At 75.6% G+C, this 12,913-nt stretch carries 10 protein-coding genes and 1 pseudogene; 6 read left to right on the plus strand and 5 right to left on the minus strand.

What is annotated here, in order from left to right; translation table 11 throughout:
• Together VER05_RS09905 and mshD are read right to left on the minus strand one after the other, a co-directional pair.
• A pseudogene (locus tag VER05_RS09905) lies at nt 1–1,011 on the minus strand (RNA degradosome polyphosphate kinase); the annotation flags it as partial.
• Between the two features lie 920 nt (nt 1,012–1,931).
• Nucleotides 1,932–2,831, minus strand: coding sequence for a mycothiol synthase (mshD, locus tag VER05_RS09910; RefSeq protein ID WP_324845192.1), 900 nt, complete (start codon nt 2,829–2,831; stop codon nt 1,932–1,934).
• A gap of 174 nt (nt 2,832–3,005) precedes the next feature.
• On the opposite strand from mshD, the gene VER05_RS09915 reads away from it, so the two are divergent.
• A complete protein-coding gene (locus VER05_RS09915) occupies nt 3,006–4,265 on the plus strand; it encodes an FAD-dependent oxidoreductase (RefSeq protein ID WP_324845193.1) in 1,260 nt (419 codons plus the stop codon).
• A gap of 100 nt (nt 4,266–4,365) precedes the next feature.
• Here VER05_RS09915 and VER05_RS09920 read toward each other — a convergent pair whose 3' ends face one another.
• Nucleotides 4,366–5,676, minus strand: coding sequence for an MFS transporter (locus tag VER05_RS09920; RefSeq protein ID WP_324845194.1), 1,311 nt, complete (start codon nt 5,674–5,676; stop codon nt 4,366–4,368).
• A gap of 115 nt (nt 5,677–5,791) precedes the next feature.
• Here VER05_RS09920 and VER05_RS09925 point away from each other — a divergent pair, with 115 nt between their 5' ends.
• Entirely contained in the window at nt 5,792–6,688 is an 897-nt protein-coding gene (locus tag VER05_RS09925; protein ID WP_324845195.1) for a LysR family transcriptional regulator, read from the plus strand.
• Between the two features lie 124 nt (nt 6,689–6,812).
• Here VER05_RS09925 and VER05_RS09930 read toward each other — a convergent pair whose 3' ends face one another.
• Nucleotides 6,813–7,907 (minus strand): LacI family DNA-binding transcriptional regulator, encoded by a 1,095-nt coding sequence (locus tag VER05_RS09930; protein WP_324845196.1) that lies wholly within the window; start codon nt 7,905–7,907, stop codon nt 6,813–6,815.
• 167 nt (nt 7,908–8,074) lie between these two features.
• Here VER05_RS09930 and VER05_RS09935 point away from each other — a divergent pair, with 167 nt between their 5' ends.
• The 4 genes from VER05_RS09935 (at nt 8,075) to VER05_RS09950 (ending at nt 12,466) form a co-directional block, all read left to right on the plus strand.
• On the plus strand, nt 8,075–9,346 hold the full coding sequence (locus tag VER05_RS09935) for an extracellular solute-binding protein (RefSeq protein ID WP_324845197.1): 1,272 nt from the start codon (nt 8,075–8,077) through the stop codon (nt 9,344–9,346).
• Between the two features lie 4 nt (nt 9,347–9,350).
• Nucleotides 9,351–10,307 (plus strand): sugar ABC transporter permease, encoded by a 957-nt coding sequence (locus tag VER05_RS09940; RefSeq protein WP_324845198.1) that lies wholly within the window; start codon nt 9,351–9,353, stop codon nt 10,305–10,307.
• Nucleotides 10,308–10,320: 13 nt separating this feature from the next.
• The gene (locus VER05_RS09945; protein WP_324845199.1) at nt 10,321–11,214 is read left to right on the plus strand and encodes a carbohydrate ABC transporter permease; all 894 of its coding nucleotides are present in this window, start codon (nt 10,321–10,323) and stop codon (nt 11,212–11,214) included.
• A gap of 64 nt (nt 11,215–11,278) precedes the next feature.
• Nucleotides 11,279–12,466: a glycoside hydrolase family 1 protein gene (locus tag VER05_RS09950; RefSeq protein WP_324845200.1), complete on the plus strand. Its 1,188-nt coding sequence runs from the start codon at nt 11,279–11,281 to the stop codon at nt 12,464–12,466.
• Nucleotides 12,467–12,552: 86 nt separating this feature from the next.
• On the opposite strand, the gene VER05_RS09955 is transcribed toward VER05_RS09950, so the two are convergent.
• The coding region (locus VER05_RS09955) for a cation:dicarboxylate symporter family transporter (protein ID WP_324845201.1) at nt 12,553–12,913 on the minus strand (361 nt) is incomplete at its 5' end.

Here is a 12,913-nt window from a genome sequence, read left to right on the forward strand (position 1 = left end):
GTACTGCAGGTCCGCGCGGTCCAGGTCGGCGATCAGGTTGAGGCCGGTGTGGTCCAGCGGCGCGGGCAGCTCGTAGACCTCGTCCTCGGCGACGCCGAGCTCGCGCACCAGCAGCGACCGGATGCGCGGGCTGATGGAGTCGGCGATCTCCAGGCGGACGGGCGGGCCGAACTTGCGGCGCAGCAGCTCCTTCTCCATCGCCTGGAGCAGGTTCTCGGCGTCGTCCTCCTCGACCTCCACGTCCTCGTTGCGCGTGACGCGGAACGTGTGGTGCTCGCTGACCTCCATGCCGGGGAACAGCTGGTCGAGGTGCTGGGCGATCACGTCCTCGACGGGCACGAACGACATCGGGCCCCGGTCCGACGCGGAGCCGGACGCGTCGGTCGGGCGGCCCCGCCAGTCGACGGCGATGTACCGCGGGAGCAGCGGCGGCACCTTGACCCGGGCGAAGTGCTCCTTGCCGGTCGACGGGTTCACCACGACGACGGCCAGGTTGAGCGACAGGCCCGAGATGTACGGGAACGGGTGCGCGGGGTCGACGGCCAGCGGGGTCAGCACCGGGAAGATCTGCTTGCGGAAGTACTTCCGCAGCCGGTCCTGCTCGGCCTCGCCCAGCTGCTCCCAGCGCACCAGCGTGATGCCCTGGGTCGCCAGCTCCGGCTGCACCTGGTCGGCGAACACCTGCGCGTGCCGGGCGGCGAGCTCGTGCGCGCGCTGGCTGATCGCCTCCAGCACCTGGCGCGGGCTGAGGCCGGAGGCGGCGGTGACCGCGAGGCCGGTGGCGATGCGCCGCTTCAGGCCGGCGACGCGCACCATGAAGAACTCGTCCAGGTTGGACGCGAAGATCGCGAGGTAGCGGACGCGCTCCAGCAGCGGCTGCGTCTCGTCCTCCGCGAGCTCCAGCACCCGCTGGTTGAACGCCAGCCAGCTGATCTCGCGGTCGAGGAACCGGTCGGCGGGGAGCGGGGCCTCGGACGCGGCCGCGGCGTGGTCGCGGGCGCCGTCGCCCATCTCGATGTGCTCGGCGATGTGCGCGGCGAGCTCGGGGGCGAGGGCGCGGGGCCGCGGCTGCGCGGCCTGGCCGTCGGCCTCGGCGGCCTCGGCCGGCGCGGCGGCGCGGGTGCGGGGCGCGGCGGTGCGCGTGCCGGTGGACCGGGCGCCGGCGGACCGGGTGCCGGCGCGGCCCGTGCTCGTGCTGGTGCGGCCGGCGGCGGCCGTGGCGGCGGGCGCGGCGCTCCGGGTGCGCGGCTTGCGGGGCGTGCCGTCGGAGGGGGTGGCGTCGGTCATCCCCACATGGTGGCACCAGGAGGTGTCCGACGGGTGACCGAGGGGCGACCCGGGGGAGCGCTCGGGTGTCGGTCGCCGCCCCTCCGCTGCTCATGGGCCCGGCGCACGAGAGCGAGGAGCGCGTGTTCCTCGTCCAGGTCATCGCGTCCTGGGGCGGCGCGAGCCCCGGGCCCCGCCGTCCGGCAGGATCTCCCGAGGCTCACTTCCGGTTCCACCGCGATGGCCCGGCTGGTGCGGATCACGCCAGCAGGCGACGCACCGCGCAGGCGGACGTTCTGGAGGTGGGGGACGCCCCTCGACGCCCGGCCCGGATCACCGACCGCAGGGCGCCGCGCGGTGGCACGTCGTGCAGTGCAGCGTGCGGCCGTCGGGCCGGACCGTGGGCGCGCCGACGGCGTTGCTGATGACCGTCGACGAGGCGCACTCGTTCGCGTGCGCCGCGCAGATGCCGGCGCCGCACCCGCTGCAGAGCGCGACGGCGGGGGCCTCCGCGTGGGTGGTCATGTGGTCGTAGCAGAGCATGCGAGCCTCCGGTCGGGTTACTGGAATGGTTCCAGTCTGGCCGGGACCGCGGCCGGCCGCCGCGCCGTCCTCATCGTGGACACGCGTGCCCGCGGCCGGTGCGGCGCTCGACCCGCCCCGGATCAGCCCACCCGGTAGACCACGTCCACGGCCGACCGCTCGAACCCCGCCGCGCGGTACACCCGGATCGCCGGCGCGTTGTCGCCCTCGGTGTACAGCACCACCCGCGGCACCCCGCGGTCCGCCAGGTGCGCGAGCATCCTCGCGGTGAGCGCCGGGCCGAGCCGGCGGCCCTGCGCGGCGGGGTCGACCCCGAGGGCGTAGATCTCGCCCTCGCCGGGCTCGGCGACCTTGGTCCAGCCGAAGCCCAGCAGCGTCGGGCCCTCCTCCGCGAGCAGGAACCCGGCGGGGTCGAACCACGGCTCGGCCTCCCGCGCCTCGAGGTCCGCGCGGGTCAGCCGGCCCTGCTCGGGGTGCTGCGCGAACGCCCGGGCGTTCACGGCGACCCAGGCGTCCTCGTCCCGGCCCGGCTCGAACGCGCGGACCGTGACGCCGGCGGGCAGCGGTGCGGTGCCGGGGTCGGGGGCGGTCAGGGGGTCGAGGGCCATCTGCCACAGCTCGCGCACGACCGGGAGCCCGCGCGCGGTCGCGAGCGCGCGGGCCGGGGCGACGTCGCCGTGCGCCCACACGGACACGGCGTCGCCCCCGCGTGCGCGGGCCGCGGCCAGGACGGCGTCGAGCAGGGCGGTGCTGGTGCCGCGGCGCCGGGCCTCCGGGCGGACGACGACCTCGGCGGTCGCGAGGGCCGGGTCGCGGAGGTCCACCTGGGCGTAGCCGTCGGGGGTCGCGGGATCGCCGGCCAGCAGGTGCACGACGTCCGGTCCGCCGCCGGTGAGCCACAGCAGGGGCTGCTCGGACAGCGGGTCGACGCCGTCGTGGGCGGCCGCGGCGGCGGCGAGGTCGCGGACCGCGGCGGCGGTGGCGGCGGGCAGGGCGCCGGCGGCGCTGGTGAGGTCGGGCACGGCCCCATCCCACCACCCGACCGACGCCGGCGCCGAGTTCGCCGGTTCCGCACCCTGGGCCCCTGCGCATCCGGCGAACTCGCGCGCAACCGGCGAACTCGCGGGCAGTCCGTGCGCTCGCCGCGAATCGGCGCCGCCGGGAACGACCGGCGGCGGCACCGCGTTGCACCAGGCATGCCCGACGAGATCCCGACCCCCGCCTCGGCGGACGTCGTGGTCGTCGGCGCCGGGCAGGCCGGGCTCGCCGTGGCGGCGCACCTGGAGCGCTCGGGCTTCGTCCCGGCGGCGCCGACGGCCGCCGCCCCGACCTCCGACGGCCGCCCCACCTACGTGGTGCTGGACGCGGCCGCCGGCCCCGGCGGCGCCTGGCGCGAGCGCTGGCCCGGCCTGACGATGCGCACGGTCAACGGCGTGTACGAGCTGCCCGGCCGCCCGCTGCCGGCCTTCGACGCCGACGAGCCCGCGAGCCGCGCGCTGACCCGGTACTTCGGCTCCTACGAGCGCGACCTCGGCCTCGCGGTGCGCCGGCCGGTCGAGGTGCGTCGCGTGCGCGACGTCGACGGCCCCGGGGGGCTGCTGGCCGTCGAGACCGAGGAGACGGAGCGGGTGCCGGCGCCGGCGCCCGACCCGGACGACGGCCTCGGCGGCGGCGTGGGCGCGTGCCGGGCGGAGGCCGCGACCGCGCGCCGCCGGGTGACCCGCACCTGGCACGCCCGCGCGCTGGTGAACGCCACCGGCACCTGGACCCGCCCGTTCTGGCCGACCTACCCGGGCGCCGCGTCCTTCGCGGGCATCCAGCGGCACACCCACGACTACCGGTCGCCGGAGGAGTTCGCCGGCCGCCGGGTCGTCGTCGTGGGCGGCGGCATCTCGGCGGTGCAGCACCTGCTCGCGATCCACCCCGTCGCGGCGTCGACGACCTGGGTCACCCGCCGGCCGCCGGACTGGCGGGACGCCGAGTTCAGCCCGGAGCTCGGCCGCGAGGCGGTGACGCGGGTGGACGACCGGACCCGGGCCGGGCTGCCGCCGCAGAGCATCGTCGCCGCCACCGGGCTGCCGCTGACCGACGCGTACCGGGACGGAATCGCCCGCGGGGTGCTGGTCGCGCGCCCGATGTTCGCCCGCCTGGTGCCGGACGGCGCCGAGTGGGACGAGCCCGCCGCCCGAGGCCCGCTCGCCGACGGCTGGGTCACCGGGCCCGAGCACGTCGAGGCCGACGCGGTGCTGTGGGCGACGGGCTTCCGCGCGGCGCTCGACCACCTGCGTCCGCTCGGGCTGCGGGGGTCCGGCGGCGGGATCGTCATGGACGGCACCCGCGTGGTCGCGGACCCCCGCGTGCAGCTGGTCGGATACGGGCCGAGCGCGAGCACGGTCGGCGCCAACCGCGCCGGCCGCGCCGCCGTCCGCCAGGTCCGCCGCTACCTCGGCGTCTGACCCGCCCGGCGGGGTCCGGGTGCGCCGAGATGACAACTCTCGGCTGCGCGCGGGGTCGCCACGGCAGTCGAGAGTTGCCATCTCGGCGAGAGGTGGGTCGTCAGGGGCGGCGCGGGGAGCGCGTGCGGCGGGCCGCGACGGCCAGCGCCGCGAGCAGCACCAGCAGCGCCCCGGCCAGCAGCGCCATCGCGGTCGCCTGCGGCACCGCCCGCGCCAGCAGCCCGAGCCCCATCGCCGGCAGGCTCAGCCCGAGGTAGGCCACCAGGAACAGCCCGGCCAGCGCCTCGCCGCGCCGGTGCGGCGCCGCCAGCGCGGCGACCGTGCCCGACGCCGCGGCGAACAGCAGGCCCGCGCCCGCGCCGGTGACCAGCCCGCCGAGCAGGAACACGTCGAGCCGCTCGGCGAGCATCCCGGTCGTCAGCACGACGAGCCCCGCGGCCTGCGCGGCGAGGCCGGCGCGGAGCCGGGCGGCCGGGCGGACCCGGGTGGTCGCCGCCTGCACCCCGGCGGCGGCGCCGAACACCACGAACACCACCAGCCCCGCGAGCAGCCGCGAGGTGTGGTGCAGCGTGCCGCCGACGAACCCCGGCGCGACCGACGTGAACACGCCGAACACCGCGAACGACGCGAACGCGGCGGCGTACGCGAGCCGCTGCGCCGCCGGGTCGCCGCCCGACCGGCGCGGGCGCTGCGGGCGGTAGGCCGGGCGGGTGGCGGGGCGGCGGACCGTCTCCGGCGCGACCAGCACGCCCGCGACGCCCAGCAGGAGCAGCGCGGCGAACACCAGGTAGGGCAGCCGCAGCGGCGCCACGCCCGTCTGGGCGAGCGCGCCGGCGGCGAGCGCCCCCGCGCCGAGGCCGCCGATGTTGGCGACCACCGCGACCACCTGCGGCCGGTGCCCGGCGTCCCCGGGGCGGTGCGCGGCGTGCAGCTCGGCGAGGTGGGCGGTGGCCGTGGCGGTGAGCATGCCGACGCCGAGGCCGCTCACGAACCGGGCGACCAGCAGCGTGGCGAGCCCGGTGCCGGACAGGAACAGCGCGGCCGCGGCGAGCTCCAGGCCGAGCGCCGGGAGCAGTACCCGGCGGCGGCCGAGCCAGTCGGACACGTGCCCGGCCAGCACGAGGGCGAGCGCGACGCCGACCGCGTACGCCGCGAACACGACGGTGACGGTGAACGTCGAGAACCCGTCGGCCGCCTGGTAGAGCGGGTAGAGCGGCGCCGGGACGGTCGAGAAGGCCATCGTCGCGAGGAAGGCCGCGGCGACCAGCCAGAAGCCGGCGCGGTGCCGGGCGCGCGAGGCCGTGGGCGCGGGTCCGGGGGCCGGTGCGGGTCCGTCGGCGGGGACCGCCGGTCGCGGGGCCGCGGGGATCGCGCCGGCCCGGGCGGGGCGGGGGAGCGTGGGGGTGGACATCGGGGCCGTCCTCTCGGTCGGGTGCGTGCTGCGCCCACCGTGCGCCCGCGGGTGCCATCGCGTCCAACACTGGTTCTCGCTACCGGCCATCGACGACGGCGATACCCTCGACGGCATGGAGCTCCGCCAGCTCGGCGCGTTCGTCGCCGTCGTCGAGGAGGGCACGTTCACCGCCGCGGCGGCGCGGCTGCTGCTCGTGCAGTCCGCCGTGTCCGCGTCGGTGCGGGCCCTGGAGCGCGAGGTCGGCGCGCCGCTGCTCACCCGCGGCCCGCGCCGGGTCGCGCTGACGGATGCGGGCGCCGCGCTGCTGCCGCACGCCCGCGCCGCGCTGGACGCCGCCCGGGACGCCCGCGAGGCCGTCGACCTGGTGCGGGGCGGGCTGTCCGGGACCGTGCGGGTGGGGACGATGCCGTCCGTCGGCCTGGTCGACGTGCCCGCGCTGCTGGGCGCGTTCCACCGCGCGCACCCCGGCGTCGCCCTGCGGCTCAGCGCGTCGACCTCGGGGTCCGCGGGTCTGGCCGCGGCCGTGGCGGACCGGCACCTGGACGTGGCGTTCGTGTCGGTGCCCGCCGGGTCGGCCCCGGGCGTGCGGCTGCTCGACCTCGCCTCGGCGCCGATGGACCTGCTCGTCCCGGCGGGGCACGACCTCGCGGCGCGCGCGGCAGGCGGGCGCCCGGTCGACCTGGCGGAGCTCGCCGGGCTCGACTTCATCGACTCCCCGGCGGGCTACGGCAACCGGGCGGCGACCGACGCGGCGTTCGCGGCCGCGGGGCTCGAGCGGCGGGTGACGGTCGAGGTCGCGGACATCGGCACCGTGGCGGGCTACGTCCGGCACGGGCTGGGGGTGGCGGTCGTGCCCCGGTTCACCGCCGCGGCCGCCCCCGACCTCCCCGCGGTGCCGCTGGCCGCCGCCCCGCGCTGGCCGCTGGCGCTCGCGGTGCCCCGGGACCGGCGGCCGTCGGCGGCGACGGCCGCGCTGGTGCGGCACGTCCGGGAGCACGCCGTCGGCTGACCGCGGCGTCCGTCCGGGCGTGAGGTCGTCACAAAGGGACGAGGTCGTCACTCCTGAGTGACGACGTCACGCCGATATGACGACCTCACGAGCCGGCCGGCCCCGGCACCGGCCTGCAGCGGGCTCAGGCCGGCGGCGGGCAGCCGCAGGACTCGCGCCGCACCACCCGCACGGGCAGCCGGTGCGACTCCGGCTCCTCCGCCGGCGCCCCCGCGTGCCGGACCAGCACCTGCACGGCGAGCCGCCCCATCGCGGCCATCGGCTGCCGCACCGTCGTCAGCGACGGCCGCGCCAGCCGCCCGGCGAGGATGCCGTCGAACCCGGTGACCACGACCCGCTCGGGCACGGGCACCCCGCGCGCGGCGAGCAGGTCCAGCACGCCGAGCGCGAGCTGGTCGCTCGCGCACACCAGCGCCCGCGGCAGCCGGTCCTCGGCGGCCAGCGCGGCGAGCACCTCGAACCGGTGCGGCTCGGCGAGGTCGGTCGGGTCGAGCGGCTCCGCCGGCTCCGGCAGGCCCGCGGCGGCGACCGCCTCCCGGAACCCGGCGAACCGCTCGCCGTAGTCGGGGGTGGTCAGCCGCCCGACGAACCCGAGGTCGCGCAGCCCGTGGTCGCGGACCAGGTGGTCGACCACGTCGCGCATCCCGGCGCGGTTGTCGACGCCGATGTGGTGCAGGCCGTCGGCGACCGGCGGCGTGCTGAACGCGATCACCGGGATGCGCCGCGCGACGTGCTCGAGCGTGCCGACCGGCGTCGGCCCGGGGAACACGGCGAGGCCGTCGACCCGGCCGGCGACCTCCGTCACCGACGCGCCGGAGCCGCTGCCGCTGCTCAGCAGCAGCGCCTGGCCGCGCTGCCAGCACTCGAGCTCGAACCCGCGCTGCACCTCGTCCACGTACAGCGGGAAGGCGCGCGGGTCGGCGTCGGGGTCGGTGTCGTCGAGGGGCGTGGGCGTCGCGACCGGCAGCGCGCCGTCGGCGCCCTTCTGCGGCGCGGCGAGCATGAGGTCGAACGAGTACAGGCCGAGCGCGCCGGTGCGCCCGTGGGCGAGCCCGCGGGCGCTGGCGTTGGGGACGTAGCCCAGCTCGCTCGCGGCGACCAGCACCGCGGCGCGGGTCGAGTCGCGGACCCGCTCGGGCTGGCGGAACGTGAACGAGACGGTGGCGATCGACACCCCCGCGCGCTCGGCGACGTCGTAGACGGTCGGTCGACGCGGCACTGCACCACCTCCTCGGGGCCCCGCACGATGGTAGGGGTTCCGGCGCCCCGCACCGGGCCCCCTTGCGCGGTCGATTCTATGCGCTTAACATGCTCAGTGCATCTAAGCGCATAGAAGCGCAGGCGCTCGCCGCACGCGCCGCCAGTCCGTTCGAGGAGGAACGAACCATGATCCGTCCCGCTGCGCGCGTCGCCCTGGTGACCGCGCTCGCCGTGACCGCGCTGACCGCGTGCGGCCGCTCCGACGACACCGGCGCCGGTGCCACCGACGCCGCGACCCTGTCCGAGGGGGCCGCCTCCGGCGAGCTCACCGTCTGGGCCATGGGCGCCGAGGGCGAGGCGCTGCCCGACTTCGTCCAGGAGTTCACCGACGCCAACCCGGACGTCGACGTCGAGGTCGTGCCGATCCCCTGGGACGCCGCGCGCGACAAGTTCCAGACCGCCATCGCCGCCGGCACCACCCCGGACGTCGCGATGATGGGCACCACCTGGATGGCCGAGTTCGGCGACGCGTTCGCCGCCGTCCCGGACGCCATCGACACCAGCGGCATCTTCGAGGGCTCGCTCGGCACCGCGGAGCTCGACGGCACCGCGATCGGCGTCCCCTGGTACGTGGACACCCGCGTCCTGTACTACCGGACCGACCTGGCCGAGCAGGCGGGCTGGACCGAGGCGCCGGCCACGCAGGAGGACCTCAAGCAGATGGCCGCCGACATGCAGGCCAAGGCGGGCGCCGACTACGGCATCCGGCTGCAGTCCGCGGGCAACGACTCGTTCCAGGGCTCGCTGTGGGCGCCGTGGTCGAACGGTGCGAGCCTGATGAACGACGACCAGACCGAGTGGACGCTCGACACCCCGGAGATGGTCGAGGCCTACGACTACTACACGTCGTTCTTCTCGGACGGCGTCGCCAACGCCTCGGCCGACCGCAGCGCGGGCGCCCAGGAGGCCGAGTTCGTCGCCGGCACCACGCCGATGCTGATCGACGGCCCGTTCATGATGGGCCAGCTCGCCACGCTCGGCGGCGAGGGCTTCGAGGACAAGTACGCGACCGCGCGCATCCCGGCCGGCGAGTCGTCGACCTCGTTCGCGGGCGGCTCGAACCTCGTGGTGTTCCAGGACTCCGACAACGCCGACGCCGCGTGGAAGCTCGTCGACTGGCTGACCCAGCCCGACGTCCAGGTGAAGTGGTACGACGTGACCGGCGACCTGCCGTCGCAGCAGTCCGCGTGGGACGACCCGTCGCTGGCCGACGACCAGAAGCTGGCCGTGTTCGGCGAGCAGCTCGAGGACACCCAGGCCCCGCCGGTGAACACCGCGTGGGTGCAGGTCGGCGCGGCCGCCGACTCCGTGCTCGAGCGGATGACCGTCAGCGGCGAGGCGCCCGAGGAGGCCCTCGCGGCGCTGCAGGAGCAGGCGACGTCGATCGGCGTGGGCTGACCTCATGACCACCACAGCCGCACCCCGTCCGGCCGGGACCGCGCGTCCCGGCCGGGCGGCCCCCGCCTCGCGCGGACCGGCCGCCGCGCGCCGCCGGCGCCAGGGGATGGTCGCGTGGATGTTCGCGCTGCCGTTCGTCCTGGTGTTCGGGTTCTTCATGCTCGTGCCGCTGGTGTCGTCGTTCGCGATGTCGTTCACGGACTTCACCTCGCGGGACGTGCGCACGCCGTTCGCGGTGAACTTCGTCGGGCTGGACCAGTACGTCGCCCTGTTCGGGGACGCGCGGTTCCTCAAGTCCCTCAGCGTGACCGGCACCTTCGTGGTCGTCGGCATCCCCCTGACGATGGCCGTGGCCCTGGCGCTCGCCGTGGCGCTGAACTCCGGGATCAGCCGGTTCCGGTCGGCGTTCCGCGTCGGGTTCTACGCCCCGGTCGTGACCAGCATCGTCGCGGTGTCGGTGGTGTGGCGGTACATCCTGCAGCCCGACGGGCTGCTCAACACGGCGCTCGGCTGGGTCGGGATCGAGGGGCCGAACTGGCTCAGCTCGACCACCTGGGCGCTCCCGTCGCTGATCCTCATGGCCGTCTGGCGGAACGTCGGCACGCTCATGGTGATCTTCCTGGCCGGCCTGCAGTCCGTCCCCGCCGAGGTCCAGGAGGCCGCGGTCATGGACGGGGCGTCCCCGTGGCGCCGGTTCCGCAGCGTGACGCTGCCGCTGCTCCGCCCGACGCTGCTGCTCGGCGCGGTGCTCATCTCGGTCGGCTACCTGCAGTTCTTCGAGGAGGCCTTCGTGATGACGCAGGGCGGGCCGCTCGACTCCACGCTGTCGACCGCCTTCTACACGTTCGAGCAGTTCGGCTTCGGCAAGTACGGGTTCGCCTCCGCGGCGTCCTACGTGCTGTTCCTGGCCATCGCGCTGCTGAGCCTGCTGCAGTTCCGGCTGCTGCGGTCGCAGGACTGAGGGGATCCGCACCATGTCCACGATCACCCCGCCGTCGCCGCACCCCGCCGTCGACCGGCTCGCGCAGCCCACCCCGCCCCGCCGCCGCCGCCTGCCCACGGGCCGCGCGCTCACCTACACCGTGCTCGTGATCGGCGTGCTGCTCTGGCTGCTGCCGTTCGTCTGGATGGTGCTCGGCTCGGTCAAGACGCAGCGCGAGATCCTCACCAAGCCGCCGACGATCTGGCCGCAGGACCCGACGTTCGACAACTTCGGCCGCTGGTTCACCGACCTGAACTTCGGGCAGTTCTTCACGAACTCGGTGATCGTCGCGGTCGTCACCGTGCTCGGGAACCTGCTGTTCTGCTCGATGGTCGGCTACGCGCTGGCCAAGATGGACTTCCCGGGCAAGAAGGCGCTGTTCGCGCTCGTGATGATCATGCTGATGGTCCCGGGCGTCGTGACCTTCGTGCCGCTGTTCGTGCAGGTCACCTCGCTGGGTCTGCTCAACACGTACCCGGCGCTGATCCTGCCGTTCCTGACCCAGCCGCTCGGGGTGTTCCTCATGCGGCAGTTCATGCTCGGCATCCCGGAGCCGCTGATGGAGGCCGCCCGGATCGACGGCGCCGGCGAGCTGCGCATCTTCGCGCGGGTCGTCATGCCGCTGTGCGGCCCCCCGCTCGCGACGCTCGGGATCCTCACGTTCCTCGGCTCGTGGAACAACTTCCTGTGGCCGCTCGTCGCGGCGCAGAGCCAGGACATGTACACGCTGCCCGTCGCGCTGTCCCTGTACTCGACGGGGCAGCAGGCGACCGACTACGGCCTGCTGCTGGCCGGCGCGGTGCTCGTCATCACGCCGATCCTCCTGCTGTTCGTCGCGCTGCAGCGGTACTTCGTCCAGGGGATCGCCACCGTCGGCCTCAAGTGACCCCGGGCGCGCCGGGCCCACCCGGCGCGCCCCTCGAACCACCCGCACCACCGGAAGGACCCGCATGTCCGTCAGCCGCCAGTTCCCCGAGGGCTTCCTCTGGGGCGCCTCCACCGCCGCGCACCAGGTCGAGGGGAACAACGTGAACTCCGACTGGTGGGTGCGCGAGCACGCCCCGGGCACCGACCTGGCCGAGCCGTCCGGCGACGCCGCCGACTCCTACCACCGGTACCCCGAGGACATCGCGCTGCTCGCGTCGCTCGGGATGAACTCCTACCGGTTCAGCATCGAGTGGGCGCGGATCGAGCCCGAGCAGGGCTTCGTGTCGAAGGCGCAGCTCGCGCACTACCGCCGCATGGTCGACACCTGCCGCGAGCACGGCCTCACGCCGTCGGTGACGCTGCACCACTTCACGCACCCGCGCTGGTTCGCGAAGCTGGGCGGCTGGCGGAACCCGGACGCCCCCGCGCTGTTCGAGCGGTTCACCGAGATCGCGCTGCCCGTCCTCGGCGACGACGTCGAGTGGGTGTGCACCATCAACGAGCCCAACATGGTCGCGATGACCCGCGGCGAGGAGGGCACCGAGATGACGGCGTCCCGCCTCCCGGCGCCGGACCCGCAGATCACGGACGCCCTGATCGAGGCGCACCGCCGGTCGCGCGGCGTGCTGGCGCAGCTGCCGCAGGTGCGGTCGGGCTGGTCCGTGGCCACGCAGGCGTACCACGCGGCCCCGGGCGCGGAGGAGGCGACCAAGGCCTACGGCTACCCGCGGGAGGACATCTTCCTCGACGCCGCGAAGGGCGACGACTGGATCGGCGTGCAGGGCTACCTGCGCACGTTCGTCGACCCGCAGGGCAACCCGCTGCCGGTCCCCGAGGGCGCCGAGACCACCCTGACCGGCTGGGAGTACTTCCCGCCCGCCATCGGCATCGGCATCCGGAACGCGTGGGAGCGCACCGGCGGCGTGCCGGTCGTGGTGACCGAGAACGGCATCGCGACCCAGGACGACGCCCGCCGGATCGACTACACGCACGACGCGCTGGTCGGCGTGCACGAGGCGATGGCCGACGGCATCGACGTGCGCGGCTACCTGCACTGGTCGGCGCTCGACAACTACGAGTGGGGCTCCTACGCGCCGACGTTCGGGCTCATCGCCTGGGACCGGGACACGTTCGAGCGCACCCCGAAGCCCAGCGCGCACTGGCTGGGCGAGGTCGCCCGCACGGGGCTGCTGACGCACCCGTCGCGCTGACCCGCGCGGCGAGTTCGGCAGGTACGGGTCGAGGTCGGCAGCTCCAGCTGCCGACCTCGACCTGGTACTGCCGAACTCGCGGGGTGTCAGCGCGCGGCGGCGGGCTCCGGGGTGCGCGCCGGGGCGGGGGCGCCGGCCGGCTCGTCGTCCGTGAACAGGTCCTCCGCCTGGGCGGAGTCGTACTGCGCGCGGTCGAGGATGCCCTCGCGCTTCGCGACGATCGTCGGCACCAGCGTCTGCCCCGCCACGTTCACCGCGGTGCGGCCCATGTCGAGGATCGGGTCGATCGCGAGCAGCAGGCCCACCCCCGCCAGCGGGAGGCCGAGGGTCGACAGCGTGAGGGTGAGCATCACGATCGCGCCGGTGAGGCCCGCGGTCGCGGCGGAGCCGACGACGGACACGAACGCGATCAGCACGTAGTCGAGCACCGACAGGTCGATGCCGAAG

Source organism: Cellulomonas sp. (assembly GCF_035634735.1).
GTDB lineage: Bacteria > Actinomycetota > Actinomycetes > Actinomycetales > Cellulomonadaceae > Cellulomonas.

What these genes read in the sequence shown, in the direction of transcription:
- VER05_RS09915 (WP_324845193.1), top strand. Translation starts at nt 3,006, where the DNA reads ATGCCCGACGAGATCCCGACCCCCGCCTCGGCGGACGTCGTGGTCGTC.
- VER05_RS09920 (WP_324845194.1), bottom strand. Translation starts at nt 5,676, where the DNA reads ATGTCCACCCCCACGCTCCCCCGCCCCGCCCGGGCCGGCGCGATCCCC.
- VER05_RS09925 (WP_324845195.1), top strand. Translation starts at nt 5,792, where the DNA reads ATGGAGCTCCGCCAGCTCGGCGCGTTCGTCGCCGTCGTCGAGGAGGGC.
- VER05_RS09935 (WP_324845197.1), top strand. Translation starts at nt 8,075, where the DNA reads ATGATCCGTCCCGCTGCGCGCGTCGCCCTGGTGACCGCGCTCGCCGTG.
- VER05_RS09940 (WP_324845198.1), top strand. Translation starts at nt 9,351, where the DNA reads ATGACCACCACAGCCGCACCCCGTCCGGCCGGGACCGCGCGTCCCGGC.
- VER05_RS09945 (WP_324845199.1), top strand. Translation starts at nt 10,321, where the DNA reads ATGTCCACGATCACCCCGCCGTCGCCGCACCCCGCCGTCGACCGGCTC.
- VER05_RS09950 (WP_324845200.1), top strand. Translation starts at nt 11,279, where the DNA reads ATGTCCGTCAGCCGCCAGTTCCCCGAGGGCTTCCTCTGGGGCGCCTCC.